34 protein-coding genes are annotated in these 25892 nt (G+C 47.0%); 29 read left to right on the top strand and 5 right to left on the bottom strand.

Features of this window, described 5'->3' with window-relative positions:
- Positions 1-240 precede the first annotated feature (240 nt).
- The 3 genes from B5D50_RS05215 (at position 241) to B5D50_RS05205 (ending at position 2021) form a co-directional block, all read left to right on the top strand.
- A complete protein-coding gene (locus tag B5D50_RS05215; RefSeq protein WP_078921648.1) occupies positions 241-546 on the top strand; it encodes a type II toxin-antitoxin system RelE/ParE family toxin in 306 nt (101 codons plus the stop codon).
- On the top strand, positions 543-851 hold the full coding sequence (locus tag B5D50_RS05210; RefSeq protein ID WP_078921526.1) for an addiction module antidote protein: 309 nt from the start codon (positions 543-545) through the stop codon (positions 849-851). Before B5D50_RS05215 ends, B5D50_RS05210 begins: the two co-directional genes overlap by 4 nt.
- A gap of 63 nt (positions 852-914) precedes the next feature.
- Positions 915-2021, top strand: coding sequence for a DNA cytosine methyltransferase (locus tag B5D50_RS05205; protein ID WP_234975802.1), 1107 nt, complete (start codon positions 915-917; stop codon positions 2019-2021).
- On the opposite strand, the gene B5D50_RS05200 is transcribed toward B5D50_RS05205, so the two are convergent.
- From B5D50_RS05200 to B5D50_RS05190, 3 genes are all read right to left on the bottom strand, one after another.
- On the bottom strand, positions 1921-2637 hold the full coding sequence (locus B5D50_RS05200; RefSeq protein WP_078921525.1) for an MAE_28990/MAE_18760 family HEPN-like nuclease: 717 nt from the start codon (positions 2635-2637) through the stop codon (positions 1921-1923). The genes B5D50_RS05205 and B5D50_RS05200 overlap by 101 nt on opposite strands.
- Positions 2634-3803: a DUF262 domain-containing protein gene (locus B5D50_RS05195; RefSeq protein ID WP_078921524.1), complete on the bottom strand. Its 1170-nt coding sequence runs from the start codon at positions 3801-3803 to the stop codon at positions 2634-2636. The genes B5D50_RS05200 and B5D50_RS05195 overlap by 4 nt, the downstream gene beginning before the upstream one ends.
- 276 nt (positions 3804-4079) lie before the next feature.
- On the bottom strand, positions 4080-4436 hold the full coding sequence (locus B5D50_RS05190; RefSeq protein ID WP_078921523.1) for a hypothetical protein: 357 nt from the start codon (positions 4434-4436) through the stop codon (positions 4080-4082).
- 102 nt (positions 4437-4538) lie between these two features.
- On the opposite strand from B5D50_RS05190, the gene B5D50_RS05185 reads away from it, so the two are divergent.
- From B5D50_RS05185 to B5D50_RS05110, 17 genes are all read left to right on the top strand, one after another.
- Positions 4539-4868 carry a transcriptional regulator gene (locus tag B5D50_RS05185; protein WP_078921522.1) on the top strand — a complete coding sequence of 110 codons (330 nt, stop codon included), beginning with the start codon at positions 4539-4541 and terminating at the stop codon, positions 4866-4868.
- Between the two features lie 210 nt (positions 4869-5078).
- Positions 5079-5354, top strand: coding sequence for a hypothetical protein (locus B5D50_RS05180; RefSeq protein WP_143594259.1), 276 nt, complete (start codon positions 5079-5081; stop codon positions 5352-5354).
- A gap of 344 nt (positions 5355-5698) precedes the next feature.
- Positions 5699-5923 carry a hypothetical protein gene (locus B5D50_RS20035; protein ID WP_143594258.1) on the top strand — a complete coding sequence of 75 codons (225 nt, stop codon included), beginning with the start codon at positions 5699-5701 and terminating at the stop codon, positions 5921-5923.
- A complete protein-coding gene (locus tag B5D50_RS05175) occupies positions 5916-6311 on the top strand; it encodes a hypothetical protein (protein ID WP_143594257.1) in 396 nt (131 codons plus the stop codon). The genes B5D50_RS20035 and B5D50_RS05175 overlap by 8 nt, the downstream gene beginning before the upstream one ends.
- Entirely contained in the window at positions 6308-6958 is a 651-nt protein-coding gene (locus tag B5D50_RS05170) for a KilA-N domain-containing protein (RefSeq protein WP_078921519.1), read from the top strand. Before B5D50_RS05175 ends, B5D50_RS05170 begins: the two co-directional genes overlap by 4 nt.
- Entirely contained in the window at positions 6946-7497 is a 552-nt protein-coding gene (locus B5D50_RS05165; protein ID WP_143594256.1) for a hypothetical protein, read from the top strand. The genes B5D50_RS05170 and B5D50_RS05165 overlap by 13 nt, the downstream gene beginning before the upstream one ends.
- Positions 7494-7808 carry a hypothetical protein gene (locus B5D50_RS05160; RefSeq protein ID WP_078921517.1) on the top strand — a complete coding sequence of 105 codons (315 nt, stop codon included), beginning with the start codon at positions 7494-7496 and terminating at the stop codon, positions 7806-7808. Before B5D50_RS05165 ends, B5D50_RS05160 begins: the two co-directional genes overlap by 4 nt.
- A complete protein-coding gene (locus tag B5D50_RS05155; RefSeq protein ID WP_078921516.1) occupies positions 7805-8752 on the top strand; it encodes a hypothetical protein in 948 nt (315 codons plus the stop codon). The genes B5D50_RS05160 and B5D50_RS05155 overlap by 4 nt, the downstream gene beginning before the upstream one ends.
- Positions 8749-9390 carry a DUF6475 domain-containing protein gene (locus B5D50_RS05150; protein ID WP_078921515.1) on the top strand — a complete coding sequence of 214 codons (642 nt, stop codon included), beginning with the start codon at positions 8749-8751 and terminating at the stop codon, positions 9388-9390. The genes B5D50_RS05155 and B5D50_RS05150 overlap by 4 nt, the downstream gene beginning before the upstream one ends.
- Positions 9383-9829 carry a hypothetical protein gene (locus B5D50_RS05145; protein WP_078921514.1) on the top strand — a complete coding sequence of 149 codons (447 nt, stop codon included), beginning with the start codon at positions 9383-9385 and terminating at the stop codon, positions 9827-9829. The genes B5D50_RS05150 and B5D50_RS05145 overlap by 8 nt, the downstream gene beginning before the upstream one ends.
- Positions 9830-9970: 141 nt before the next feature.
- Positions 9971-11338, top strand: coding sequence for a DNA modification methylase (locus B5D50_RS05140; RefSeq protein WP_078921513.1), 1368 nt, complete (start codon positions 9971-9973; stop codon positions 11336-11338).
- 23 nt (positions 11339-11361) lie between these two features.
- Positions 11362-11643, top strand: a complete 282-nt coding sequence (locus B5D50_RS05135; protein ID WP_078921512.1) for a hypothetical protein — start codon at positions 11362-11364, stop codon at positions 11641-11643.
- Complete coding sequence (locus tag B5D50_RS05130) at positions 11633-12202, top strand: hypothetical protein (protein ID WP_078921511.1); 570 nt, start codon at positions 11633-11635, stop codon at positions 12200-12202. Before B5D50_RS05135 ends, B5D50_RS05130 begins: the two co-directional genes overlap by 11 nt.
- Before the next feature lie 83 nt (positions 12203-12285).
- Positions 12286-14130 (top strand): phage terminase large subunit family protein, encoded by a 1845-nt coding sequence (locus B5D50_RS05125; RefSeq protein WP_268807803.1) that lies wholly within the window; start codon positions 12286-12288, stop codon positions 14128-14130.
- On the top strand, positions 14124-14507 hold the full coding sequence (locus tag B5D50_RS05120; RefSeq protein WP_078921509.1) for a helix-turn-helix domain-containing protein: 384 nt from the start codon (positions 14124-14126) through the stop codon (positions 14505-14507). Before B5D50_RS05125 ends, B5D50_RS05120 begins: the two co-directional genes overlap by 7 nt.
- A gap of 64 nt (positions 14508-14571) precedes the next feature.
- Positions 14572-14844 carry a hypothetical protein gene (locus tag B5D50_RS05115; RefSeq protein ID WP_200807033.1) on the top strand — a complete coding sequence of 91 codons (273 nt, stop codon included), beginning with the start codon at positions 14572-14574 and terminating at the stop codon, positions 14842-14844.
- Positions 14841-16319 carry a phage portal protein gene (locus B5D50_RS05110; RefSeq protein ID WP_078921508.1) on the top strand — a complete coding sequence of 493 codons (1479 nt, stop codon included), beginning with the start codon at positions 14841-14843 and terminating at the stop codon, positions 16317-16319. Before B5D50_RS05115 ends, B5D50_RS05110 begins: the two co-directional genes overlap by 4 nt.
- A 48-nt stretch (positions 16320-16367) precedes the next feature.
- On the opposite strand, the gene B5D50_RS05105 is transcribed toward B5D50_RS05110, so the two are convergent.
- Both B5D50_RS05105 and B5D50_RS05100 read right to left on the bottom strand, forming a co-directional pair.
- Complete coding sequence (locus tag B5D50_RS05105; RefSeq protein WP_143594254.1) at positions 16368-16865, bottom strand: hypothetical protein; 498 nt, start codon at positions 16863-16865, stop codon at positions 16368-16370.
- A 109-nt stretch (positions 16866-16974) separates the two neighbouring features.
- The gene (locus B5D50_RS05100; protein WP_078921506.1) at positions 16975-18798 is read right to left on the bottom strand and encodes a restriction endonuclease; all 1824 of its coding nucleotides are present in this window, start codon (positions 18796-18798) and stop codon (positions 16975-16977) included.
- Between the two features lie 324 nt (positions 18799-19122).
- Between B5D50_RS05100 and B5D50_RS05095 the strand changes: the two genes are divergently transcribed.
- The 9 genes from B5D50_RS05095 to B5D50_RS05055 all read left to right on the top strand — a co-directional run bounded on the left by B5D50_RS05095 (position 19123) and on the right by B5D50_RS05055 (position 25863).
- Positions 19123-19890: a BRO-N domain-containing protein gene (locus B5D50_RS05095; protein ID WP_078921505.1), complete on the top strand. Its 768-nt coding sequence runs from the start codon at positions 19123-19125 to the stop codon at positions 19888-19890.
- Complete coding sequence (locus B5D50_RS05090) at positions 19887-20108, top strand: helix-turn-helix domain-containing protein (protein ID WP_078921504.1); 222 nt, start codon at positions 19887-19889, stop codon at positions 20106-20108. The genes B5D50_RS05095 and B5D50_RS05090 overlap by 4 nt, the downstream gene beginning before the upstream one ends.
- Positions 20109-20325: 217 nt before the next feature.
- Positions 20326-22542: a ClpP-like prohead protease/major capsid protein fusion protein gene (locus B5D50_RS05085; RefSeq protein WP_078921503.1), complete on the top strand. Its 2217-nt coding sequence runs from the start codon at positions 20326-20328 to the stop codon at positions 22540-22542.
- 2 nt (positions 22543-22544) lie between these two features.
- Positions 22545-22865 (top strand): capsid cement protein, encoded by a 321-nt coding sequence (locus B5D50_RS05080; RefSeq protein ID WP_078921502.1) that lies wholly within the window; start codon positions 22545-22547, stop codon positions 22863-22865.
- A 2-nt stretch (positions 22866-22867) separates the two neighbouring features.
- Entirely contained in the window at positions 22868-23236 is a 369-nt protein-coding gene (locus B5D50_RS05075; protein WP_143594253.1) for a hypothetical protein, read from the top strand.
- Positions 23227-23820 (top strand): phage tail protein, encoded by a 594-nt coding sequence (locus tag B5D50_RS05070; RefSeq protein ID WP_078921500.1) that lies wholly within the window; start codon positions 23227-23229, stop codon positions 23818-23820. Before B5D50_RS05075 ends, B5D50_RS05070 begins: the two co-directional genes overlap by 10 nt.
- Positions 23817-24365, top strand: coding sequence for a hypothetical protein (locus B5D50_RS05065; protein WP_078921499.1), 549 nt, complete (start codon positions 23817-23819; stop codon positions 24363-24365). Before B5D50_RS05070 ends, B5D50_RS05065 begins: the two co-directional genes overlap by 4 nt.
- Complete coding sequence (locus B5D50_RS05060; RefSeq protein WP_078921498.1) at positions 24362-24673, top strand: hypothetical protein; 312 nt, start codon at positions 24362-24364, stop codon at positions 24671-24673. The genes B5D50_RS05065 and B5D50_RS05060 overlap by 4 nt, the downstream gene beginning before the upstream one ends.
- Complete coding sequence (locus tag B5D50_RS05055) at positions 24673-25863, top strand: hypothetical protein (protein ID WP_143594252.1); 1191 nt, start codon at positions 24673-24675, stop codon at positions 25861-25863. The genes B5D50_RS05060 and B5D50_RS05055 overlap by 1 nt, the downstream gene beginning before the upstream one ends.
- The last annotated feature ends 29 nt before the right edge of the window (positions 25864-25892 follow it).

Below are 25892 nucleotides of genomic sequence, written 5' to 3'. Positions count from 1 at the left end.
GTTTTGAGCCTCTTGCCCGTTTCATCGTCCTTGCATAAGCCGCCTAACCAGAGGTTGCATTAAGACCATTACCTGATTAATCCAGTCAGGCGGCTTATGGAAGAGCGTTGTTTGCTGTGTTGCTAATTATAATATAGCTAAATGCTAAATAAAGTAAATAGCATAATGCTTTATATGGTGGGGGTGTTAGGAAATACTCTAAGCTGGCGTTTTATGTAACCTATGAGCTACAATAAGCCTATGTATACTCTCATCGAAACTGAAGCTTATGCGGCATGGTTTGCGGGACTGCGTGATCGACAGGCCAAGGCTAGAATTTTGGTGCGGTTGCGGCGCGTAGAGCTGGGCAACCTCGGCGACCATAAGTCGGTCGGTGAGGGTGTGGCTGAGCTGCGCCTTACTTACGGGGCGGGCTATCGCATTTATTACACGCTGCGCAATGGAGAAGTGATTATTTTGTTGGGTGGTGGTGATAAGTCGAGCCAAAGCGCCGATATTGAGCAGGCGAAGGCATTGTTAGAACTCATTAAAAAGGAAGCGCCATGAATCAGGTCAAGCTAAAAACATGGGATGTGGTGGAGCATTTGAGCACGCCTGAGGATATGCAGGCTTATCTGGATGCTTGCATGGAAGAGGGTGATCCCGCTCTGATTGCGGCGGCCTTGGGCGATATTGCCCGTGCACGGGGCATGTCTGAGCTGGCACGGGACACCGGATTAGCGCGGGAATCGCTGTATCGGTCGTTGTCAGGGCAGGGTAATCCTGAATTTTCGACTATTTTAAAGGTGATTGATGCGTTGGGGTTGCGCTTGTGTGTTGGACTTAAACAGCCTGCCGCGATAGGTGCTTGACGACATGAAATCTGCTAGGCATTGCTATTTCAGCTCGATCTTTAGTGAATGGCTTGCTATAGTATGGCTATGAAAACGATTCAAACAATTGATTTATTTTGTGGTGCGGGTGGACTAACGCATGGTTTAGAGCAAGCAGGCATCAAGGTTATAGCCGGTTATGATCTCGACCCCGCTTGTGCTTACCCGTATGAGGCTAATAACAAGGCTCGTTTTTTTGAAAGGGATATTGCGACTCTTTCAGGTGATGAACTGAGTAGTCAGTGGGGTGATGGTTTACGGTTGTTGGCAGGCTGTGCACCGTGCCAACCGTTTTCAACCTACATGCTAGGCAAGCAAGAGCGTGATAATAGTAAATGGAATTTATTAGCTGAGTTTGGGCGTTTGGTCGTAGAGACTCAACCTGATTTGGTCAGTATGGAAAATGTACCCAATCTGCGTAAGATGGATATTTTTACGGATTTTTTGCGCTTACTTGAAACCCAAGGTTATTCGGTTTGGTGGAAAATCGTATCTTGTCTTGAGTATGGCATCCCACAAAAACGATCACGCTTGGTGTTGCTAGCTTCAAAATTAGGGGCTATTGAACTCAAGCCCGCTACACATGCTAATGCCGTTACTGTGCGCGAGGCTATTGGTCATTTACCCCCTGTAACAGCAGGTAGCCCAAATCCAGAGGATAGTCTGCATATTGCAAGTGCATTAAGCCCTATTAATTATCAGCGGATTCGTGCGTCCAAGCCAGGTGGGAGCTGGCGGGATTGGCCTAAGCCTTTAGTTGCAGCCTGTCATAAAAAAACAACAGGCGAGCGTTATGGCAGTGTCTACGGGCGTATGACATGGGATGACCCTGCTCCTACCATGACGACTTTATGTTATGGGTATGGTAATGGACGATTTGGTCATCCTGAGCAAGATAGAGCGATTACCTTACGTGAAGCAGCTATTTTTCAGACCTTTCCCGAAAACTATCAATTCCTATCTTCTCAAGAAGCGGCTACCTTTAGAAATTTGGGTCGTTTAATTGGCAATGCTGTTCCCGTGCGCTTGGGTGAGGTGGTCGGTTTATCTATCCTTGAGCATCTGGCTCAAGTTGATAGTGTTGCTGCTCCAAGTAAGCGCGTGTGCACTGTAGAAAATTCTCCAAGAATAGGATCGTTTGATTTTTGATGGCGATGAGTTCATCAATCGACGTATCACGCCCAATTTGTATAAAGCTCTGCCCCCCATGAGCCAAGGCATTACGTCTGTTTTTTACGATAAGAAGCTTTGCCCCTTTTTTATCTTCGCTGGTAGTATCTAAGGCTATGCCATATTTTTCTATGATATTTTTTATTTTTTTCGCATCCAAATTACCTGAAAAAGGTTTGTATTTGTCTAAAGTTATCTTATGTAATGTGGTTTCAATAATTTCTTGATGTGGAAACTTATCTAGGTCTATCTCCATCTTTTTAAACTCTGTCAAAATAGTTTTTTTCAGATGAGTCGTTAATGAGTTAAACGAGGTTTCACAAATGATAAGGTGAGCAGCCTTTAGTGCGTTTTCAATGGTGGCTTCCAGTAAATTGTACAGAATAAGATAGCCATTTGCTTTAAGAATGTGGGTAATCCCTGATTCAAGAGGCGTATGAACTTCAATCCTACTATCGTAAAGCTCTAGGTTGTTGTTGATTATATTGAGAAGAAATTCAAAATACAGATTAACTTCTTGCTTAAGATCAATAAAGTTTGAATCAATGACTATATCAATGGCTTCAAGCCGGTCAGGTTCTTGGGTATGGTTCATTCTGCCTCGTCTTCTGTATAAAGCCCTAATTGAAGCTTGGACGGGGCATTTTTTATTTCATGGGGTGAATAGGGGGCAATAGGTCGTCCTAGTAAAAAATCCCTGACCAATTCTAGGCGGGCTTTTACTCTAGGTTTTGAGTTGCTGGCATCAGAGCGAGTATGATAGAGCAGTTCTTTACTATTGAGTAGTTGTTGCATCACAGCAGGTGTAGGCGGTTGTAGCTGAGGATTTTCACGCAAGGCTAGCGCAGCACCAATCGCTAATGCCTCAAAACGGATACGTGGGACAGAGCTGTCATTAGGGCGCTTACGAAAACCCATCGGAATACAGGCTTGAATAAAATTGAGCATTCTCAAGAACTCTTGTTCTTGTGTTGCGTAATTAGCGACTGGTTCTTTATTTTTTTTATCTAGATAGTTATCTAAGAATTCGTAAACTTCTTTAATAAAGTTCTCGTATTCATCTAAATAAGCAAAGAAACGTAAGACTAACTCACGGGACTCGCCATGTTTTAGTTTGGTAGCACTGATCGGGCAGAGCTGTTTAAATAATTCGTTTTCGCTGAGGCGGTTAATAAATTGTAGGAAAGCTCCATCACGAATCCCTTCGCGTTTTTCCATGTCTTTAAGAAGCGTTCCCCCACTATTTAAGCGCCTGAATAATTCTCGGCGACCTTCTTCATCCATCTGATAAGACAGCTCAATCATCCGCATGGTTTTACGCAGAAAGCGCATACGGGTTGGCCTAGGCAAATTGTTAAATGTATAGCCATTTAAGCTAGGTATTTGGGTAAGATTAGAAAGCATTAGGTTCTGTCGGACAAACTCTTCTAATGTTCTGATCCGTTGACTGCCATCAATAATTTCGATGCGTCCTGTTTCTTTGTTATCCGCCACATATAAATAGGGTACAGGCAGGTTGATGATGAGCGATTCAATAAATTCAGATTTTTGCTTATCGCTCCAGATGTAATCACGTTGGTAGTCAGGGACGTATAGCTCCGGTTCGTCGGTTTCTAATCCTCCCTCTGGCGGGTTAGTATATTTACCTACCAGTACACCCACGGGGTATTCACGAATCTCAAAATCAAGAACTTTCTGTTTCTTTTCTATTTGTTGCTCAATACTGGGGTCGTGATTGAGTGGAAGTAAAATATTGTCCATCCTTAACTCCTTGTAGTCATAATCGTTGGTTATTTTGGTTCACCCGTCGGCGGGTGATTGCAATATGGAAATTTCCACCCCCGTTCATCATGAACTCAGCGCCGCTTATCCAGTCAGACTCATAAAACAAGTACACTACAAAAGGGCTAAATAAGTAGTTAACAGGGGTACGTATGCTGGAGCAAGACTCAGAAAAAATTGATGAGGTTTTACAGCTATTTGATGAGCTTACCGAAGAAAATCAAAGGTTAGCTATCGAGTTTATGAAAGCAATAGTTAGTCAGGAGTCTCAGATTCCAGTTTCTGAATTTTCAAGGTGTTCTTCATGAATTCTAATGAGCGCTCAATGCCTTTCGTATCCATTTGATTCAAGAGCGAGTTTGCTTCAAGCATAGCCTCGCTTTTAGCATCATCGCTGAGTGGCCTGTCTAAATAGCCACGTTCTAATAATAAAGAATCTTCAAGTCTTATAGCTACTGAATCACCAATACCTCGCCTACCTGTAAGCATTTGGCTTAGGTGGGCAGCATCTAATTTGTGCCTTTTTGCAAATTGAGCCTGACTCAAGCCTTCCTCGCGCTTGGCTTTCTCGGTCAGCAACTTGAGTCGTGCACGCCTTATTTCATTGCTCATAATTTAGTCCAATTTTTATTCCAGTATAGCAATTCGCTATATATTTATGATATTGGCTTTTTGCTATTGATTTTATGTAGCATAAAGCTTCATACTATTGATATGAACCTGAAACAGTACATAACTCAAAACGGATGCGGATCAGCCACTCGGTTAGCTAAAGAGGTAGGCATGAGCGCCCTTTACCTTAGCCAAATCACAACGGGTCGCAGGAAGCCTAGTGCTGTGATGGCTGGTCGGATTGCGAAGGCAACGGGCTTTAAAGTAAGCCTTGAATCGTTGCGTCCTGACATTTATCAGGTGTTTAAAGAACAGGGGGCTATCCAACAGGAGACCCCAAAAAATGGCAGCACGGATGATGCCAGTGACGATGTTACGCCTCCCGCCGAAGTTGGAGGCACAGTTCAGAGCGCAAGCAGCGAAGGAGCATAGACACATGGCAGTGATCCTGAGATTGCTGGTGGATGAGTATGTACAGTCTGGCCGATTGGTGGGGGAAAGTGAGTTACCCCCGATAATCGGGCGAAAGCGGAATTAATAGTGATGAGTAAGAAAAATCAAATGATTTGTCCCCGGTGTGCTGTCGAGGGGCTGGCAAATATCGACGCTATTCTGCCTGAGAATATAGGGTGGGGAATTAGCATGTCTCTGGGTTTTGACAAAATCAACATCACAGTCGCTATCACCGACCCAGAATCAGGGTACGAGCCGCCTTGTCCTAAAGGAGTCAAGTGGGACAAGGCTAAGGAACGTCGGATTGTGGAACGCCAGTTAGCGGTGATCTTGGCTGTGCCTAAACAGGTTGAGGTAGCTGTCCATGAGTATCTATCCAGCTTTCAGCTTGATTCTTTGCCTGAGAATACGCAATCCCTTCCATTGTCGCCGGATGTGTTAGGTCAACCTCATGAACAGGATTAGTTTGATACGGTTTTCTTAATCCCTTTTGAGCAGGGCGATTAAGTATAGCCGAAATCCTCACTCTCGCAGTGAGGCGTTCTTAGCAGTTTACGCGGGTCTGCCTGCTTCACGGGGGATTGGATGCGAAGCAAAACAAACCGCGACCTGAATAAAAACCGTTGAAACTTGACTGTAAGGGGAGGGCGGAATAGGCCGCTCTTCCCATGAGGTTCAGATAACTAAAAAGCGCGTTAATTTTGAGCAGGGCTTTTGCAATGAGACACACTTCTGACTCCTCCTCTCCTCCAATCAGCAGTGCCGCGAAAGCCCTTTTTAAAGTTAATCCAGTCACCCAAGAGGTGTTTATGTCGAAGCCAACCACTACAACTCAGATCATCCCTTTGGATGGTCGGCATATTTGCAATCACTGTATGCAGCGTGATTTTGCTCAGCTTGAGCCGGTGTTGCATAGCACGAGTGCGCGGCATTGCTGCGCTGCTCAATCGGTGACGGTTCCGGTGCGGGGCGCTAAGAATGAGGTGGTGCGGTGTAGCGGGTATGCGGCGAAGCGGGGTGGTGGTCGTGGCTAAGAATAGGGATTTGATCTATCGGCGCATTTTGGCGGCTTTGATGGAGAACGAGATGGGGCTGGCTCAGCCTGCTTTGGTGTTTTGGGTGCACAGTAGTGGGTATGTAGGGAAGAAATGCATTAACTCTTATTTACAGCACCTCAGTAAAGTCGAATGGGTCGTTCGGGATTCGGGTCTTTGGAAAGTGACCGCTTTAGGGAAAACGGCATCTACGCACAATTTTGTATTAAGCAAGGCGCTTGAAGGCAAAAATCCTGAGTCACCCGTTAAAACTGAGGAAGCCTCTGAGCCTTCTGCCATGCGGGAAATTGAGCATTTTTCGCGTGAGTGGATGCCTGAGCGTCCGGCGAGTGTGGCTTGGTTGTATCGGTCGGGGGTGGGGGTATGAAATTAGTCGTCTCGAATTATCAAGGCTTAGATGTTTCGTTCTCTGAGGAAGGCTGGTTCAATGCGACGGTGGCGGCTGAGCGGTTCGGTAAACGTGTCGATAAGTGGCTAGGCAATCGAGAAACCCAAGATTATCTTGCGGTTTTGTGTGAAGTTTCAAATACCCCAAAAACGGGGTATTTGAAAACGAGGCGGGGCAATAATGGCGGCACTTGGTTGCACCCTGATCTCGCTGTTGCTTTTGCCCGTTGGCTGGATATTCGCTTTGCTATTTGGTGTGATCGTCAAATCCGTTCAATCATTGCAGGCAAGCATCCGCACCACGACTGGAAGCTAAAACGCCATGCGGCCAGTAGTTCCGATAAGGTGATGAAAGCGGTTTTGAAATTACAGCGTGAACAGGTCGGGAAGGAGACGCAAGACCATCATTACTCCAATGAGGCACGAATGATTAATTTCGTACTGGTAGGGGAGTTTTGTGGTTTGGATCGCAATAACTTGAACGCTGATGAATTGGACTTGTTAGCCAAGCTAGAGGAAAAAAACGCGGTATTGCTGGCGAGTGGTTTAGGTTATGAGAATCGCAAAGCCAGTTTATTGTTGTTCGCAGCTCAATTGCGTCAGGGCGGTCAGCTATGCGCCGCATGATCTTGACACCCGCCATAAATTTAGCCTATGCTTATCCTACAGCAGCAACATCTGCTGTCGGGTTTGACAGCCTGAAAATGACCAAAGGTGCATCGGCACCAAAACTCTCTTTAGGTGCTTTTTTTTCGCCTAAAGGTTTCCTTTTTGGCGGTATGCAATGGGAAGCCTTCGGGCTTGCCGGTTTCCTTTGGCGCCGGTCTGTCAACCCGTTGTATGCCGTCGCCATTATTTTTGACAGGATAGGGCAGCGGCTGGTTATCACTAAGCCATTGGAAACACCTATCATGAACGTCTTCACTGTTCGCTCGTCTGCCACTCTGTTGGAGTTGGCTGAGCAGGCCCGTATTCGCACGATACAAACCTATACGCTTGCCGAAACGATTAATTCCCTCGCCGATACCCACGACGATCTCCAAGACTATCAGCGTTATTCCACGGTCACGAACCTTATGTGGATTTTGCAGGATCTGCTCGAGCAGCAGATGGATGTCTCTGAGCTGTTAAGTAAAGCCGTGAAGAGGGGTGGGGGGGTATTATGAATCAGCCAGTCAAAGTGATGGCCGCTTTAAAAGCGTTTGACGATTTAGAGTCTGATCTGGACTCATTGGGCATTAGTGAATATCCAGAGTCAGTGGCCTTGCTCGAGGAGCTAAAGGCAAGGCTGCACGATTTGCAGACGGTTCCGGCGGTAAGCTGGATATGCAAGGATTGTCTGTTCCGCTGCCTGCGTGAGAATACCTGTGATAACGCTGAGGCGGTGGATGTGTTGCATCCGCAAAGCCGTCCTAGTGTGTGTGAGTTGTATGTGCCCTGTGGGAATGGGTCGGTTCCGGTGGGGGGTGAGGTATGAGGGGTTATACTGCACCTACGCTGCCCGAAGAAGAAAGCATCATCTGGGGGGATGATACCGGGCGAGTATTGCCGGGTATCCAGTACCAGCTATTCGGGCTGTTGCGCCGCTCTATGGATCGACAGACAGGTATAGCCGGTGACTATAGTAGTATCAGTTATGGTGGCCTATATGAACGCCTGTATCAGGCTAATGCACAGGGCGTAGCCGGAACCGGTGATGCATGGGGTAAGACACGGGATCAGCGTGTTGCGTACATTCGCCAGCAGCTTCGACAACTAGAAAAAACAGGTTTAATCAAACGGTTAGCCAGAGGTAAAAAACTGGTTGTTGAGTTTTCAATTTTCATACAAGTGCGTGACCAGTATTTTTCCGTCCAAAATGTTTCCTCCGGTTTTGCTCCGGTTACTTTCTCCGGTTTTGCTCCACCTAAAGATATTAATGAAATCAACAATTTAGAAGAAAAAAACGCTGACTTTAGCGGGGTTTGTTCCGGTGCTGATTCTGGGGTTTGCTCCACATCTCCAGAAGTATCCAGATCTTACATACATACAGACAGGGGGAATCCGCGTTTTCCGCTGTCGGTGGAATGGAGGCCGTCCCCGTCGTTTGCTGATCTAGCACGCTTGTCGATGTTGGATATTCAGGGGGAGCATCAGTCGATCTACGGCGAAACATTGGCAGAGTTCCTGCTGTTCTGGACAGGGGCTGAAGCGATGGAGCGTTATCCACTGCGTTTGCAGCGCACGCAGTCAGAGTGGGAGCGTGGCCTGCTGGCACAGTTGCACTCAGCCAAAGCGAACCCTAAAGCCCGTCAAACCACCCCTGTGACCCCTAGTCGACCGTTCCGCATTGCTACCAAGCAGGATGCGTTACGTGCACGGAATAAGCAGGTTTTCGATAATTGGATTCCGCCAGAGCTGCGGGAAGGAGCGAACGCATGAATACCCACGATTTTGAAACCTTCCGTGATGTGCTGCATGGCGTGCATGATTTTTATGAGCGCCAGCCGTCGGCGTTCGCGGTGGATGTGTGGTGGCAGGCGCTTCGCCCCTTTGATCTGAAAGCGGTGACTCGTGCCTTTAGCTTGCATACGGTGAATCCTGATACAGGGCAGTTCATGCCCAAGCCTGCGGACATCGTGCGGATGATTTCGGGCGGCGCGGCGGATAATGCCATGCAGGCATGGAGCAAGGTGGATAAGGCGCTGAGGTCTGTGGGGGTGTATGAATCCATTGTGTTCGATGACCCCTTAATCCATCGGGCCTTGGAAGATATGGGCGGCTGGATCATGTTGGGCATGAAGTCTGAGACTGATTGGCCATTTGTAGCTAAGGAGTTTGAAACCCGTTATCGCGGTTATGCAATGCGCCAAGAGTGCGGTGATTACTTGCGGGTGATGCTTGGCCTAAATGAGGCGCAGAACCAACGGAATGGGTATGAGTCACGTTCGCCGCTGTTGTTTGGTGATCCTGTGCGCTGTCGTGCGGTGCTCAATGGGGGTACTGAGCAGGGCAGCGTTAAGGTGCAGCGTCTGGGTCGTCCTGAGTTGACGTTGCTAGAAGGGGGTAAGTATGCCTAATCAATCCAATAGCGGTAGTAGCGCCTGTGGCCTGACCGCCACCGGTAAACGCCGTGATGGGGTAGGGCTGGTGGTGGAGTTGGTGAGTAAATATCCGGGGCATGATGCGTTTACGTTAGCGTGGATTTATGCGGGGGGTCGGATTGAAGGTGGTCAGTTGGTGGGGCAGTGTAGGCCATTGAGTTTGGCTGAGTTCAGCACGGCATTGTCTCTACAGAAGCGGGTGAAAGATGCTGAGATGTTGGGAAAGATCGTGCCGTCTGATGTGCGTAAGGTGTTACGCCTGCGCGATGGTAGACCGATTAAGGCAACAGCCTACCGATTAGCAGGGGTGCAGGTGTCTGTGCCTGTGGTGAGAGAAGTGGCTAAGCCTGTGCCTGTGGCTAGTCCGGCTGCGAGTGCTAGTGGGTTTGCGGCTTTGCGGGCGCTACTTGATTAGTTGCCGTGGCTGACGGCAAGGCTAAAAAAGGTACTCCCGGAGCATGGGTGGTGCGGGTCAGCGACTCACGGAATTTCGCTAGTTAGTGATTTTTTTATTGGCGTTTCGTTTCGTTTTTCTTATAAAAACAAGGGGTTGTGTATGGATTTCGTACCAATTGATTTGCTTGATGACTATCAAAAAAATGCTCGTAATCATCCAGAGGAACAGATTTCGGCGATCACTCGCATTATGGCTGGGGATGAAAAAACAGAAGGATTAGGTTGGACAATGCCAGCCTTAGTTGAGTTGGTGGGTGGTCGTTATCAGATGATAGCAGGGCATGGAAGAAAGGAGGTTGCCACTCGTTTGTATGCCCAAGGTAAGCACCTCAAAATGTCAGATGGGCAAAGTATTCCCTTTGGATCTATCCCTGTGGTTTTTGCTAAGGGTTGGACTGAGGATCAAAAAAGAGCCTACATCCTCGCTGATAATCAGTTGCCGCAAATGGCCGCATGGAATGAGGATCTTTTAGCTGAAGAGCTATCTGCGCTTGAGCAGCATGGTTTTGATTTATCGTTACTAGGCTTTAGTGACGATGATTTATCACGCCTGTTGCTAGAAGATTCTCCAAGCTTCCTCACCCACGAAGATGAATGCCCTGATTTGCATAATGACCAAGCTATTACCAAAGTTGGCGATATTTGGCAGCTAGGTGAACATTACCTGATTTGTGGAAGCTCTACGGAACCAGCCACAGTATTAGCGCTATTGGTTGCGACGGGCGTTAGTAAAGCAGACATGATATTTACTGACCCTCCCTACCTAATGAATTTTCGTGGAAGTTTGAAGGGTGATGGTAGCACCTCTGCGAATGGGAGACATGCACCGATTACTAATGACAAATTGGGGAAAGCAGAGGGTGAAGCCTTCCTGCTAGCTGTAGCTACCAATGTAAAGCGCTTCTGTGCTGGGAGTTGGTATATCTGCTTTTATAGGTTAGGTGTCGACTGGTTATTTGATGCCATCAAAGCTGCAGGATTGAAATGGCGCAATTTAATTATTTGGCAAAAGGGGCATTTAACTCTTTCAAATAGTGATTATAAATCTACTTATGAGCCAATTATTTACGGTTGGGTAGATGACTATCTGCCCATTGTTTACGGATGGAATGAAGAGCATCGATTTTATGGGGAGAAAGGAGCTGTAGATAATTGGCAGCTAGATTCTGGATTGCAATCTATCTGGGAAATTACCCGTACCCATATCAATGATTTGCATCCCACGATGAAGCCAGTAGCCCTATGTGAGCGTGCCATTCTCAATAGTTCTAAGCGTGGGCAGGTAGTATTGGATCTATTCGGTGGCTCTGGGTCGACCCTTATTGCGGCTGAAAAAAACGGGCGCAAGGCTGCATTGGTGGAGTTAGAGCCTGCGTATTGTGATGTCATCATTAAGCGCTGGGAAGACTATACAGGGAAAAAAGCAAGTTTATATCTGGCTCCGAATTACCATGTGGGGGTTGCATGAGGGTTTTGTGTGCATCAGAGGTTATGGCGGATGTCTTGCTTTTATCGTTAGATGAATTGCACCAATTATCGAGAATGGGTGTATTGCCAACCCTGCAAGGTCGTTACTGTTTTATAGAAACAGTACAGCGTTATGTACAAATGTTGAATCAACAAGTACCGGCTAATTTCATTATCAAATTAGTGGAGTTAGAAGGATTAACGGAAGAGCTTGTTATCCAACAATTAAAAAAAATTACCGCTAACGAAGTGATGATTGAACTACCCGAAGAAGGGGTTTTATTGGAGCAACTCAATGTCCAGTGAACGCCTGTCATACCCTGTCGAAATAATGTCACGCTTGTTGTTACTAACGCCACGTCGGGTACAGCAACTAGCCAATGAAGGTGTAGTTGAAAAAACTGATCGTGGTCGCTATGACCTAATCAAATCGGTGCAAGGTTATATACGGTATCTCAATGATCAAATCCCCAACAAAGCAAGCAATGATGTGGGTGTGCAAGGTGCACGTGTAGATGCAGAAGTAGAACGTGCCAAGTGGCTAATGCACAGAGCAGAGCTGGCTCGTTTGGATACCGAGGAAAAGAAAAGCATGCTGGTTGACGCTGAAGTTCAGCGTCGTGATGCATTCAGAATTGCTCGTGCAGTGAGAACGGCTGTCTTAAATATACCACTGCGCATATCTCAAGATCTGGCCAATGACCACGATCCACTCAGTGTGCATCGTAAGCTGGAAAGTGCGCTGATAGAGGCGCTGACTGAATTAGCCGATGAGATTAGTCAAATGGAATCAGATCCAATCGAGACTAAACCACCAGAAACTATTGAGCCTGTGGTGAGTATTGATCAAGGAGGCCATGATTGATTAGTGCGTATGCGACTGGCTTCTCTGCCGGTATTCGTCCAAACAAGCCTATCAATATAGCGGATTGGTCCGATGAGCATCGAGTGTTGTCCGAAAAATCTAGTCCGGAACCAGGTATGTGGAAAACCAGTCGCGTGCCCTTCATGCGTGAAATCATGTTGGATTTATCCTGCACATCGGACGTGCAAGAAGTCACGTTGATGAAGGCTACTCAAATTGGTGGTACTGAGGTGGGGAATAATTTTGTAGGTTATACCATTGATCATAACCCCGGCCCAACGATGGTTGTGCAGCCCACCTTAGAAATGGCAAAGCGTTACAGTCGCCAGCGTATTGCACCGATGGTAAGAGACATGGCTGTGCTAAGTGAAAAAATAGCACCTGAGCGAAGTCGTGATAGTGGTAATACGATGCTCGAAAAGGATTTTATAGGTGGTTATCTTGTAATCACAGGTGCTAACTCTGCGACTGGTTTGCGTTCGATGCCAGTGGCTAATTTATTGCTGGACGAGGTGGATGCCTATCCCTTTGATTTGGATGGTGAGGGCGATCCTGAACAGCTGGCCATTAAGCGTACTCAAAACTTTGCCCGCAAAAAGATTTTTCGGGTATCAACACCGACGGTGGATGGCCTAAGCCGCGTAAAGCGTGCTTTTCTCAAAGGGGATCAGCGTTATTACCATGTACCTTGCCCTCATTGTGGTACTGAGCAGCCGTTGGTGTGGGCCAATATTCGTTGGGGGAAAAATCTTCCGCGTGAAGAACAGCCTAGCAGTGTTTATTACCAATGTGGCGATTGCCAACAGGCGATAGCAGAACATCACAAGCCTGCCATGTTATCTGCGGGTCGATGGGTAGCGCATCACCCAAAATCTCCCAAACATCGGCGGAGCTATCACCTCAACTCACTTTACTCCCCTTTAGGCTGGTACTCATGGGTGCAGGCCGTACAGGACTGGTTAGATGCCCAGAGTGATGTAGAACTACTAAAAACCTTTACCAATACAGTGTTAGCGGAGACTTGGAAAGAGCAAGTTAATGACGTGAACGCCACACTGCTACAAACCAAAGCAGATGCTTATGGGCGCAGCATTATTCCTGCGGGTGGTCTGGTGTTGGTGGGGGCTGTGGATGTGCAGGATAACCGTTTGGAGGCATATGTATATGCATTTGGACGGGGCGAAGAGCAGTGGTTGATAGATTATGAGGTGTTTTTGGGTGATCCCGGTGTTTCTGCTGATGATAGTGAAAAACGGGATAGCCCTTGGCGTGAAGTGGATGATTGGTTATTGAAGCCATGGGTACATGCCAGTGGCGCTGTACTGACGGTAGAGGCTTACGCTGTTGATACGGGTGGTCATCACACTCATGACGCTTATCACTATGTACGTAATCATGTTCATCATGGGGCTGTTGCGGTCAAGGGTGAGAGTCGCAAAAACCGTCCTATTTTGGGCCGACCTTCATGGCAAGACATTGATTGGCGTGGCAAAACTACAAAACAAGGTGTGCAGCTTTATTTGGTGGGGACCGATACGGCTAAAGACATGCTTTACAACAGATTTCAACGTACCGATCGGTCAGGTGCGGGTGTGATTCACTTTCCGGATTGGTTGCCGCTCGAAGTTTTTGAGCAACTGACCAGTGAGAAAAAAGTGCGGCGCTATCGCCATGGCTTTGCTGTGTATGACTGGATTAAATCCAGTAGTACTCGCAATGAGGCTTTGGACTGTTTGGTTTATATACAGTGCATTGCACAAAAAATAGGGTTACATCGTTATTCAAACCAGCGCTGGGATGCGTTGGAACAAGGATTGAGTGTAGTTGATTTGTTCGCAACTGCTCATCCTGTGCAATCCGTTTCAGCACGGATGCCTTCCGCGAAAAAAACCGACAATACATTTACGGAGGTTCAGGCAGCATGGTAATGGACAATGAGCAACTACTTGCAGCAAGCCAGTTGCAACAAGGGGATGCAGATCGTTTTGTGGATTGGATGTATCAGTTGACTGATGGCCTGATGAAGCAAGTAGGCTTATCGGAGCAATTGGCTTCAGAAGCCATTCAATTCGTGACCACGCATGTGCAGGAAGAGTGGGGAGGTGGTCGTGTTTATATTCATAGTCGCCACCAGGAGTTGGTGGCAGCCAGTCGGCAACGTTTGCGCCTGCAGGTGCAAGCTTTGTCTCGCCAAGGGCTATCGACGCCGATGATTGCAGAGCGCTTGGGAGTACACGTGACAACCGTAAATCGAATCATGAAGCCTGCCAGTGGGGTTCGCCAATCTAAAGCGTCGCTTGCCTAGCCTACCTGTGTTTATTTTTGTCAGGATAGTAGCGCATTAATTAGCACTGAGTTTAGGGATTTATATGGGTAATTATGAGCCTGTTCAGGTAGTTCCAGCCGCGCAACGTACTGCAAAGCAGTGGTTTGAGTATTATTTGCAAATTGAATCCGATGTTTTATCTGGTAAGGATGTCACGATGGAAAATGGTCGGCGTGTTGTGATGGAGGATTTGGGACAAATTATTAAAGCCCGCCAAGAATGGGAACGACGGGCAACGATAGCAGCTCAACAGTCGAATGTAGGTCGATCTTCTACTTTTGGCAGCTTTAGTTATCGTGCCCCGGATTTGACATGAGTAAGCCCGTAAAATTAAACTCTGTCCGTCGTATTGCTTATTGGCTGGGTGGGGTATTTTATAGAGCCAGTACCAACTTTTACGAGGCGGCTGTTCCTAGCTACGAACGTAAGCGACGCACTGATCGAGGTAGCGGTGATGCGGTGATGTCGCGTGCAGGCGATCAATTACGCATCCAAGCCCGCCATCTCGATGAAAATCATGATCTAGCTAAAGGCATTCTTGATACTTTAGTCAATCGTACAGTCGGTCGTGGCATTCGCTATGAGCCACAGGTGCGTTTAAAAAATGGTGACCTTGCTGATGAATTTAACGAAGAGCTGTTGGAGCTGCACAATCGCTGGAGCTTGCGTCCGAGCGTGTATGGTGATGAATATACCCGTACTGATATGGAGCGTTTATTAGCCCGTACTTGGTTTCGGGATGGTGAGGTGTTCAAAGTTTATCAATTAGGTAATGTACCTCAGCTGCAACATGGTTCAGAGATACCGTTGTCACTACAATTTTTCGAGCCTGACTATTGCCCCTTTGGTTTAAATGATACGAATAATGGGGTGCGTCAAGGCATTGAGCGCGACAAATGGGGCCGGGTCAGAGCCTATTGGTTTTATCGCAATCATCCTGGTGATCTATTGGGATTTGGTCAACAGCCCTTTCGCGTTAGTTCTTATTTTGCGAGTCATTTAAAAATTGCGCAGCGTATTGGCCAAGGCCGTGGAGTATCAGTGTTTGCTAGTGTGCTCAATCGCTTGGATGATTTAAAGGACTATGAAGAAGCTGAGCGGATTGCAGCTCGCATTGCTGCTAAGATGGTGGGCTATGTACGTAAAGGATCGCCTGATATGTTTGATCCTGCCAATGTAAATGGGCTTTCCCGCCAGCGCCAACGGTTTGAAAACGGGATGACGTTGTTCGACATGTTGCCTGGCGAAGAGGTTGGGATTTTTGATACCAAGCGTCCCAATACGGGCTTAAATGAGTTCCGCTCAGGGCAACTGCGTGCGGCCGCTGCGGGTGCAGGGGTTAGTTATTCCAGCGCTGCGAAGGACTATAACGGTACGTTTTCAGCGCAACGGCAAGAGTTGGTCGAACAGCAAGAAAATTATGAAGTGCTGCAAGAGCATTTTGTCGCCCATACTTGTCGGCCTGATTACACCCGATTTTTAGATATGGCGCTTTTGTCGGGTTCTTTGCGTTTACCCAGTGGGGTTGAGCAGCGCACTTTGTATGATTTGAGTTGCTACGGCACAGCGATGCCATGGATTGACCCTCAGCGTGAAGCCAAAGCAAATGAATCCATGCTGGCGAATGGCTTGACATCCCACTCGGAAATTATCCGTCGTCGGGGTGGGAACCCCATGTCGGTATTCCGACAGAGGAAACGTGATTTAGAAGCAATGAAACGTTTGGGTATTCTGCCGGTGATGGCTGCGAATCCACAACCGGGGGAAGAAGATGGGTTAGTGGATGATTGATTGGTTTAGGTTCAACCAGTGTTGGCACTGGTTGTTTTTTCGAAAGATCTAGTTTTTTAAGGTGAGTATGATGCGTTTGGCTTCATCACTCGCTTTGTTTATCTGATCTTCTGTTAGCCCACGTTGATTACAATCCATTTCTAAATTGCCTTCATCACCTGCATCAATTTTGGGGTTCTTAGGCGAGATAATGGCAATTCGCCATGCGCAGGCTTGTATTCGATCTTCGTCTGATGCATCCCCTGAACTTAGAGCAAAAGCCATGTTTCTCCAATCAATGTAATGCCCATTGATAGCCTTTTCTCTGTATTCATTGAGCGACTTTTCACGTTCTAGGCGTTCCATTGATTTAACAACAACATGGATGGCCTGTTTGTTTTGATCAGCTACTTCCATCGATATTCCAGCGAAGGCTAGTAAAGCTACTAAAAGTAGTCCGAGTGCTTGCCATCGTGATTTTAAAAAACCAAATGGTTTAATTACCGCTATTAAAGCAAATATGGCAAGAGCTGCAGCTAATAGCCCAGAAAATGACAAGATACTCATTAAAAGACTCTCACGGGGTACGTTGTTTAGTTTGATCTGTTCAGCACCGACTACGGGAACTGCCAATGCGGTGTTTATTCAATTTACATAGGATACGCTGAAGGATCAACTAAGAACTACCCATAAGCTTTTTTGCTTCCCTAATATCAATACGTGCTTGATGTCCATGCTTCTCTAATAGATAAAGCAAGTTTGCGCCGTTGAGTAGGCTCAGTGGCTTTCCAGCAATAAATTCGTAGGCATCAGGACCATAATCTGCGGTAGTTACCAATATGCCTTTAGTTGCACCTTCATGTTGTACTGTCCCAAATAGATCACGGACGGCAGATACACCAACAGTATTGGTATAGCGTTTAGCTTGGATCACTATCTTTCCACCACGGATTGGGTCAGGGTCGAAGGCTATTGCATCAACACCACCATCACGACTGGCTTGCGTGACCTTTACTTCACCTCCATTGGCAGAGAACTCTTTACCGAAAACCTCGCGAATGAGATGTTCAAAGTCTTCCCAATCCATTGCAGCTAAATTAACTGATGAATCAAGACTGTCGGCAACATCATAGGAATCAACAATGCGTTTGTCTTCGCGGCTGATATTCAAAATGGGGGCAATAGCGGTCATGCCGTGCAACTTACTACTACCTACACCTTTGAGCGCTTTAAAGCAGGCTTTGGGGTCAACATTAGCTAAGTTTATTTTTACAAATTCTTCTTTTTTAACCTGAATTGACAAAATACAAGTAGTGGTCAAGTTGCCAGTGGTTTTATCGGTCGCTGTTACTGATCCATTCAGTACAATAGCTACTAACGCATTTAAAACATCAGCTTCAAATAGTTCATGTAAAGTACGAAGAGCAATTTGATAGATTGCTTCGTCGTATAAAGAGCTAATGGCCTTTTCACTCAAAAATGATTCTTTAAATGAGCGACTACTCTGAACAAACTTTACCTCTGATAAAGTTGGCATGTCAGTTAATGCTGGCAAGGCATAGTTTACAATCAGTATTCCAGTCTCATCTCGATATTCCAAATCAAAATTTTGGGGGAAATTATCAGGATATTGAGAAGCACTAAGAACCATTTCACAATAGTCGCTAATGGCACCTGAATCTTTATTAAAGTAAGCTGCTTTAAGCTGATCTATTCTTGCATTTTCTTCAACTTGACGAACTTCATATTGTAGTTTTTCGCTTTCCCAGCGACTAAAGTCAATATCATATTTCTGTTTAGTAGTGCTTTTTTGTTGCTCATAAGCGATCTGTAGTGCATTGTTTTTTGCACCTATCACTTGACACTGTTTTTCCCAGTTACTCAGGGCCTCTTTAACTTGTGTACTATATTCCAATAGTGCGTCTTGGTACGCTGAGTCAGCAGAACTATCTTGTTTGGTTCTGACAGATTTAATGAGCTTACCCATAATTGTGCGCTTAGGCTTGAAGTCATCACGGCTTGGTTCTAGTGGAAACTCGGGTTTTTTTGGATAAACCTGTAGTGAAGGTTCTGGAATATAACGCAGCAAAGGCTCTCTTTGATTAAATGGCTTATATGACTTTAAGCCATCCCAATTAATAGCGTCATTAATTGCTAGCGTGTGTTTAAGTATTCCCTGTATGGCAGTAATAGTATCTTGTGCTTCTTGAGTTTGATCTTCAGCTGATTGGCGTAATTGCTCTAATTCTTGTTTTTGTCTTTCTTTTTCACGTTCTTTTTCAACTAAAGTAGCTTGTTTGCGATTTTGTTCTGCCTGTGCGTAAGCCTTTTTTTGCTGTAGCTGTTCTTCTTTAAGGCATTTTTGATACCACTGCTCGCTCCATTGCAATTCTTGAAGGCGAGCTTTTTGTTCAACTAAATATCTATCGTAGCCTTTTATTTCACGCCACTTACCCAGACCTTGATGTTCAACAATGATGGAATAAGTGACTCTAGCCATAGATTAAATGCCCTGCTGAAATTTTGCGTATAAATCCTACCACTTGACAGCCAAGTATAAAAGTTATACTTTTACCCCATGCAGCAAAAAACTGCATCGGGATTAGGAACCCCGTCGTGAACTGAACGCACAAACCGCGTCAAGCGGTTTTTTTGTGCCTGCGGTATACTTGCGGGTGCAAAAGTCCTCTATGTGGGACTGTGCGGGGCAGCCGTCAGGCTGGCCGGTATTCAGTTCCCGGTAGTTCCTAACCCTGTACAGCTCCCGCACCTCTGCTTAGGAACCAGACTGCGGGTAGTCCAACATTGAACTGGAACTACTATCATGCAAAACGTAACTATCACCATCAGCACTCAACCTGCTGAAATTAATCCTGCTAACACCTTTAATTTTAATGGAAACGCCATTCGTATCATTACCATTGATAATGAACCTTGGTTTGCTGTTGCTGATGTTTGCGACGTGCTCGGCTATGCCAACAGCCGAAAAGCCCTTGCAGATCATTGCCGTACATCTGGTGTAACGAAACGTGACATCAGCTCAGGTGGACAAATGCGAGCAATTACCTTCATCAACGAAGGCAACCTCTACCGCCTCATCATCAAAAGCCGCAAACCTGAAGCAGAGAAATTTGAAAGCTGGGTGTGTGATGAAGTGCTGCCTAGCATCCGCAAAACGGGGAGTTACATCAGTGCGCCGATGACTGCACCGCAAACCATCAGCACCAAGCAATACCAAGAACTGGAACATATCGTTGACATCATGGCTAACGTCATGAACGCCCTGCCTCAAGCCAAAAAACACCTCTGGAATATCATCCGCTTTGAAACCAATGTCGAAAATGTGGGAAAACTACCCGTCAGTGAATACCATCGTGCCAAAGCCTTACTCACCGACATGCACGAGCAGGTGTTCCATGACCTTAAACCCTTCTTACAATCCATCGTTAGCGACTATCTACGCAACCACCTAGGTCGAGGCATTCCCTCAACCAGCGAACTGAAAAAGCAATGGTATAGCGAATATCAAACCGGCTTGCCCCAGCCCTTAAACTGGAAAGAAGTGACTAAGCAACTGGAGACTCATCAATGACTGCACTAGAATACGAAGCCTACTTCACTACCCGCGAACTCTTGGCGGAAGACAACCTATCGTGGTCGATCTGGGATAGCATCATCCGCCAAGCCGAAAGCGGCATGCTCAAAGCCGCCTTGGAATGCACTGATGGCAACCAAACCGAAGCCGCCCGACTCTTGCAGAAAAACCGCTGCACGGTGCGGACTCGCATGGCACAGCATCAACTGAGCTAGATTGGGGAGGCACAAGGATGTGCCTTGATTTGCTCGTTTCGCCGTCACCGAGATGGTGTTCCTTGTGAGTCTTTGTGCAACTAGCACACCATAAATCACATCAGTATCTTTTAGTGCTTATTGAATAAGCTCCTCAGTCTTCTAATCACTCACTCCCTAGCAATTAAAAGCAGCGTTTGCCTAGCTGTATCATCATCCAGCGCATACCTTGTTGCGTATGGATACATCAAACTGCATTGCAAAACCACTGATTTCACCCACTGCTAGTGCAGTGGGTGCTGTTTCTGGTGGTTTAACCAGAAAAACTCCCTCGTCTATTCCTTCGGCTCTGCAAGAGCGTTGGTGGAACTTTGCGGCTGCATCCAGCGGTACGCACCTGGATTTACACTTGTACGGCATGATCGGTGGCTGGGATTGGCAAGAGGATGTTCCAGCTGATGCTGAACAGGTCATTGCTTTATTACAAAAATACCCGTCGGCTCAGACCATTACTGTGCATATTAATTCAGTGGGTGGGCTAGTGGATGACGGGTTAGCCATTCTCAATACCTTACGCAAACACCCTGCCGAAGTAACAGTAGATATTGATGCATTTGCTATGTCTATTGCGACGATGGTGATGCTAGCTGCTGCGCCTGGGAAACTGCGTATGGCGCGAAATGCTCACATCATGATTCACAACGTTAGTAATGGCGCATGGGGATCAGCAAAGGACTTAGAAGCTGCAGCGGATGTGGCTCGGCGCTTAGAGTCATCCTTGATTTTGGAATATAGCGTAAAAACTGGAAAAACTGCTGAAGAGATCCAACCACTATTAGATGCCGAGACTTGGTTTACGGCAGAAGAGGCGCTGGCGTTTGGTTTAATTGATGAAATTACGCCTGAGGTCGATTTGGATCAGGCAGCAGACGCTATCAGTACGAACATTTGGAAAAACATGGAATCAGGGTTAAAACATATGCCTACCGCCGTTGCTGCGCAAATGAAGCGCAGATTATCTCCTGCTGACCTGCGTAATGCCCAGCCTACCGCCAATGGTGCGGGAGCCGGTGTAGCGCCGCCACCAGCAAGCCATTCTCCAACACCGCCAGAGGTATCGGCGGCCAATCATCCTGCTAATCAGCCAGTTAATGCGGCAGAGCTGCAACGTGAGTTCAAGCAAGTCGAAGCAAATCGCCGTACTGCTGTATTGGCGGTGTTTCAGCCGTTCGGTGGCTTGTCGGGTCGTTATGCTACAGAAGCTCAAGCAGCGCTAGTTGACATGAATTGCTCAGCTGATAAAGCGCGGGAAATTATTTTAAATAAACTGGGTGCTGAGTCACCGGGTGCAGTTGGTGGTGGTATTGCTGTTGTTACTGAAGATGAACAGGATAAACGCATTTCAGCAGCTGTGCAGGCATTACATGCACGCAGTGGCTTGGCTAAGTTAGAGCGGGGCAATCCTTATGCTCACATGACTTTGATGGATATGGCTAAAGCTTGTCTGAACCAAGCAGGATTGGCCTATATGGGTGAAATGCCGTTGGTCATTGCAGGGCGTGCATTGAACATGCAAACCCGCTCTGATTTTCCAGTCATCCTAGAGCGCGCTATTTCTGAAGCTGTATTGCTGGAGTACGCTCGTGTGCCTTCAACATGGCGTAGCTGGTGCAAAGTAGGTCAAGTATCTGATTTCCGTGACTCTGAGCGGTTGCGCCTTGGCTCAATCGGTGTCTTGGATGATGTAATGGAAAATGGCGAGTTGAAAAACAAAACCATCCCAGACGGCGAAAAGGAAAAGCTACGGGCACGCACCAAAGGCAACATTATCGGGATCACACGTGAGGCCATCATTAATGATGATCTAGGCTATTTGCTGGATACGGCTAGGTGGGCAGGTACTAGTGCAGCCAATACGCTCGAAGCCTTGGCGTACTCTATCTTAGTTGCTAATCCCAAGCTCAATGACGGTTTTCCTTTATTCCATGCTAAGCATAACAATATCGCAGCCGGTGCAGATCTTGGCACGCTGGGTGAGGCTACTCTGGACAAAATGGCCGTTCGAATGGGCACGCACAAAGACATTGGCGGTGAACAGGAGCTGATGATCGAACCAGCATTCTTACTTGTACCGCGTGTTGACAAGATGCTAGCTACTAAATGGATGACTTCACAGAATCAACCTATCGCGGGTGCAGCTGGTCGTGCTGAACCTAATGGTGTTATGGGCCTGGCTGAGGTCGTCGCCTCTAGCCGGATGAAGTCTGGTTATTACTTGTTAGCAAATCCGAATGTGGCTCCAGTGATTGAAATGCTGTTTTTGAACGGTGTTGAAGAGCCTTATGTCGAGGTGATCGACGGTTGGCGCACCGAGGGCGCTGAGATGAAGATCCGTTTGGATGTTGGTTGCGGTGCAATCGACTACCGTGGCGCTCAATTTAATGCAGGGGCTTGATCATGGCTAATAATTATATGCAGCCGGGCAATGTGATGGATTACCTCAACACCAGCACTTCGGCGGTTTTATCGGGTGCTGTGGTGGTATTTGCTGATTGTGTGGGAGTCGCATTGTCTGATATCCCGGCTGCTGAGATGGGTAGTGTGCAACTGACTGGAGTCTTTCTATTACCCAAGACTAGCGATGTATTGTTGCAAGGTTCGCTGTGCTATTGGGGTGATACGGGTGTGACTTCGACTGCTAGTGGTGTTGTTGCAGGTCGTGTTTGGGTCAGTGCGGCAGCAAATGATGCGGTTGTCGCGGTGAAGCTGGCTGGTTAGTGGTGCTTGATTATCGCCAACTAGACAGCATTCGCGCTCGCACTTTGATTGAGCGTCTAGGTGATTGGCTATTGATTGATGGCGAGGTACTGAAGGGCATTTTTAGTTATCCGACGGTTGAGCAAATTCTATCTATAGAGGGACATGCCGTGCAGGGCAAAAGCATGCGTCAACTGATGCGTCAGCCTTACTTGTGGCTACACCGAAACGATGGCAATTATGAAATGGGGGCAGAGGTGCATGTGTTGTGCAAATCACATCCTAGTTTTGAAATGGCTGAATTTCTTCCTTCAGAAGGTGCCTTGTATCGAGTGGAGTTGCGTGAACAGCAGTCAGATCCAATGGATACGTTAGGTCGACAATGGCGATAGCTGCGATTGGCATTTCTAGCCGCAAAGCCTTGGCTTTATTAGATGATCAATCGGGATATTATGACCCTGGTCGATTAATGGAGTTAACGGGTTTAGAGCCAAAGCAGTTACAGCAAGCACTGCGCATGGCAGAAAACCGAACGCTGCGTTGGGTAGTATCTAGATTTACTCGTAATTTACAAGGTGAATTGAGTGAAAGCGAACGAGTTCAGATCACTTTACGCGCCTTACGTACTCGAATTCGGGTCAGTAATGCCAGTAAGGAAGGTGTAGCAGCTCGGATGTGGGCCGGTGTTTATCAAATGAATTTGCGCCGGTTTGGAGTCGGGCGTCCCACTGGCAGTGGCTATACCGTTTCTCGTCGTTATGAAGAGGGCGGATTCTTGGCGCAAATGCGGAGTGGACACGAAGGTGTTTTTCGGCGAGTGACGAGTAGACGCTTACCTGTACTCGAACAAGGTGTTCCGATTAAGCAGCATGCATGGCAGGCTGTTGAAATCATCATGAACGATGCCGAGGAAAAACTTGCTAAAGAACTGAAGCAATCAATCAAGTATTTGCAAAGCAAAAATGGAGTGCGATGAGTTCGACACGTCTAGATGTGAGTAGCTTAGAGCTTTATCAGCAGATCTTGTTGGATGGTTTGCGTGCGCACTTTGGCGACTCGCTGGAAACTGTACAGGCTTATTTAAATGAACAGACTGCTGACTTGGATGCTGGATTAATAATCAATACTCCGGCTCTCATACTTGAGATTGAACGCTTAGGAAGTGTGAGTGATGAACGAGGTGATGGTCGAGATGCCCTACGGTGTGGGGTTCTGGTGCACTGTATCTTGGGTAGTCAAACGCCTCATCTGCAAATAGAGCTACGTAATTTTTCAGCAGAAGTGATGCGCTGGCTTAGTAATAGCAGCAAGTTGCATGCCTGTGGTCAGGTAGAGCCAATTGAAGAGTTGGATGCTTTGCCAGGACGATGGAAGCAAGGGCAGGCGGGTTATGACTCGTTTGTGGTGACGTTTTGTCAGGTCGTTTATTTGGGTGATAGCCCTCTGTTTACCGCTGCCGCGCCTGTGCAAAAGGTATTTTATCAGGTGTTTGCCCAGGAGCCGGAGCAGGTATTGCCATGAGTCAATTTCAGCAAACCGAAAATGAACGCCGTTTACATAACGTGTTGAAGTTTGGGCGTATTGTTGATCACAAGCGCAATTTGTATAGGGTCGCATTTGGTGCAAGTAAAACCCGCACGCATTGGATGCCTCGCTTGATACCGAATGCTTATGTCGAGATCAATAGGGTGAAATACATGCTGCAATCATCAGCTTATAAATCCGGCGATGAAGTGGCCTTCTTGCTGGATTCGGGGGGTGACGCCAATGGCGTGATTCTGGGAAGAGTCCAGCGCTGTGAAGAGCCAATTTATATCAAGGAATGTTAGTGAAAAGCATTGATTTAACGTTGCCCGTGTGGGGTTTCGATGGTTGGCCAACCCAACCGTGGAACGGTTATCGCCTCCCCGCAAAGCATATAGCGGCTATGGAAGAGGCTCTATTGCAAATCAATTTGCAACTGTCCGCAGGTGTAACCGCCAGCTTGATCGGTGGAGCTGATGTAGCTCATTTTAATCTAACATCCGGGGTGTTGGTGTCCAGCCTAGCCACCGATTGGGAATTCCCACTTGATCATAATCAAGATCGGGTATTTGAGCTGGATATCGAGTTAACAGACGGCACAACCAGTGCCATTCAACCTTTACTAATTACCATTGAGGATAACGGCATGACAACGGCCTATGAGCAAGTAACCGAAAATTTAAATATTTTGGCAGACAATGTTGGTGACTTGTATGAAGCAAAAGCGGCTACTGAGGCCGATATTGACGCTTTGCAACAGCAATTCGCTGCTATTGATTTAACGTCTGTGATTGATGATAACGCGCCAAACAGTGCGACTAATGTCACTCGCTCGGCCTCTTTTATTGCCAGTTTATTTGAGCAGGCTAAAGCCGATATTCGTGGTGGTGTGGATAGTGCCTATGACACGTTGGCCAAGCTCGCCAGTGCATTAACCGGCCAGGCTGCGCAAGTTCAGGCGCTGGAAGCCGATGTTGCCGCTTTAAAATCAAAGTTTGACCCTAACACGGGCTATTTGAAGTCTGAGTTTATCCCTGAATACCTACGCGAAGGTGGGTTAGAGTTTGTCGGCTTCTTCGACCCTATCACCGATACATTACCGACTCTGCCTGACGTCACCAAAGCGGGCAACATCTATAAGGTTTCTGCAGAAGGAACTGTAACCATCGGCAATGGTGCAGTGTCTGTATTACCCGGTGACACCATTATGTCGGATGGTGATGTTTGGATCGTGATGGGGCGGTCTGACTTAGTGGCATCAGTCAATGGCAAAGTCGGCGCTGTGGTACTCACTGCAGGCGATATTAGCTATGACACCGGTAATGCATCAGGCTTGACCGCCACCACTATCAAAGGAGCACTGGATGATATTTGGACGAAGCTGAAGTCCAAAATTGAGGAGATTGGTGAGCTGAGTCAGCTCTTAACGCCTACTGCACTCAAAGCGCGGATTGCCGCTGCCGCTGGTGATGGTGCGGTCACTGCAGCACCGTAACTATAGGCATCAACTCTATCATGGAGCAT

This window comes from Thiothrix eikelboomii, from assembly GCF_900167255.1.
Taxonomy (GTDB): domain Bacteria; phylum Pseudomonadota; class Gammaproteobacteria; order Thiotrichales; family Thiotrichaceae; genus Thiolinea; species Thiolinea eikelboomii.
This window is presented reverse-complemented; position numbering and strand designations above follow the sequence as displayed.

Bases quoted from the DNA above. Each gene is read 5' to 3' on its own strand.
- B5D50_RS05215 (WP_078921648.1), top strand. From the start codon at position 241: ATGTATACTCTCATCGAAACTGAAGCTTATGCGGCATGGTTTGCGGGA.
- B5D50_RS05210 (WP_078921526.1), top strand. From the start codon at position 543: ATGAATCAGGTCAAGCTAAAAACATGGGATGTGGTGGAGCATTTGAGC.
- B5D50_RS05205 (WP_234975802.1), top strand. From the start codon at position 915: ATGGCTATGAAAACGATTCAAACAATTGATTTATTTTGTGGTGCGGGT.
- B5D50_RS05200 (WP_078921525.1), bottom strand. From the start codon at position 2,637: ATGAACCATACCCAAGAACCTGACCGGCTTGAAGCCATTGATATAGTC.
- B5D50_RS05195 (WP_078921524.1), bottom strand. From the start codon at position 3,803: ATGGACAATATTTTACTTCCACTCAATCACGACCCCAGTATTGAGCAA.
- B5D50_RS05190 (WP_078921523.1), bottom strand. From the start codon at position 4,436: ATGAGCAATGAAATAAGGCGTGCACGACTCAAGTTGCTGACCGAGAAA.
- B5D50_RS05185 (WP_078921522.1), top strand. From the start codon at position 4,539: ATGAACCTGAAACAGTACATAACTCAAAACGGATGCGGATCAGCCACT.
- B5D50_RS05180 (WP_143594259.1), top strand. From the start codon at position 5,079: ATGTCTCTGGGTTTTGACAAAATCAACATCACAGTCGCTATCACCGAC.
- B5D50_RS20035 (WP_143594258.1), top strand. From the start codon at position 5,699: ATGTCGAAGCCAACCACTACAACTCAGATCATCCCTTTGGATGGTCGG.
- B5D50_RS05170 (WP_078921519.1), top strand. From the start codon at position 6,308: ATGAAATTAGTCGTCTCGAATTATCAAGGCTTAGATGTTTCGTTCTCT.
- B5D50_RS05165 (WP_143594256.1), top strand. From the start codon at position 6,946: ATGCGCCGCATGATCTTGACACCCGCCATAAATTTAGCCTATGCTTAT.
- B5D50_RS05160 (WP_078921517.1), top strand. From the start codon at position 7,494: ATGAATCAGCCAGTCAAAGTGATGGCCGCTTTAAAAGCGTTTGACGAT.
- B5D50_RS05155 (WP_078921516.1), top strand. From the start codon at position 7,805: ATGAGGGGTTATACTGCACCTACGCTGCCCGAAGAAGAAAGCATCATC.
- B5D50_RS05150 (WP_078921515.1), top strand. From the start codon at position 8,749: ATGAATACCCACGATTTTGAAACCTTCCGTGATGTGCTGCATGGCGTG.
- B5D50_RS05145 (WP_078921514.1), top strand. From the start codon at position 9,383: ATGCCTAATCAATCCAATAGCGGTAGTAGCGCCTGTGGCCTGACCGCC.
- B5D50_RS05140 (WP_078921513.1), top strand. From the start codon at position 9,971: ATGGATTTCGTACCAATTGATTTGCTTGATGACTATCAAAAAAATGCT.
- B5D50_RS05135 (WP_078921512.1), top strand. From the start codon at position 11,362: ATGGCGGATGTCTTGCTTTTATCGTTAGATGAATTGCACCAATTATCG.
- B5D50_RS05130 (WP_078921511.1), top strand. From the start codon at position 11,633: ATGTCCAGTGAACGCCTGTCATACCCTGTCGAAATAATGTCACGCTTG.
- B5D50_RS05120 (WP_078921509.1), top strand. From the start codon at position 14,124: ATGGTAATGGACAATGAGCAACTACTTGCAGCAAGCCAGTTGCAACAA.
- B5D50_RS05115 (WP_200807033.1), top strand. From the start codon at position 14,572: ATGGGTAATTATGAGCCTGTTCAGGTAGTTCCAGCCGCGCAACGTACT.
- B5D50_RS05110 (WP_078921508.1), top strand. From the start codon at position 14,841: ATGAGTAAGCCCGTAAAATTAAACTCTGTCCGTCGTATTGCTTATTGG.
- B5D50_RS05105 (WP_143594254.1), bottom strand. From the start codon at position 16,865: ATGAGTATCTTGTCATTTTCTGGGCTATTAGCTGCAGCTCTTGCCATA.
- B5D50_RS05100 (WP_078921506.1), bottom strand. From the start codon at position 18,798: ATGGCTAGAGTCACTTATTCCATCATTGTTGAACATCAAGGTCTGGGT.
- B5D50_RS05095 (WP_078921505.1), top strand. From the start codon at position 19,123: ATGCAAAACGTAACTATCACCATCAGCACTCAACCTGCTGAAATTAAT.
- B5D50_RS05090 (WP_078921504.1), top strand. From the start codon at position 19,887: ATGACTGCACTAGAATACGAAGCCTACTTCACTACCCGCGAACTCTTG.
- B5D50_RS05085 (WP_078921503.1), top strand. From the start codon at position 20,326: ATGGATACATCAAACTGCATTGCAAAACCACTGATTTCACCCACTGCT.
- B5D50_RS05080 (WP_078921502.1), top strand. From the start codon at position 22,545: ATGGCTAATAATTATATGCAGCCGGGCAATGTGATGGATTACCTCAAC.
- B5D50_RS05070 (WP_078921500.1), top strand. From the start codon at position 23,227: ATGGCGATAGCTGCGATTGGCATTTCTAGCCGCAAAGCCTTGGCTTTA.
- B5D50_RS05065 (WP_078921499.1), top strand. From the start codon at position 23,817: ATGAGTTCGACACGTCTAGATGTGAGTAGCTTAGAGCTTTATCAGCAG.
- B5D50_RS05060 (WP_078921498.1), top strand. From the start codon at position 24,362: ATGAGTCAATTTCAGCAAACCGAAAATGAACGCCGTTTACATAACGTG.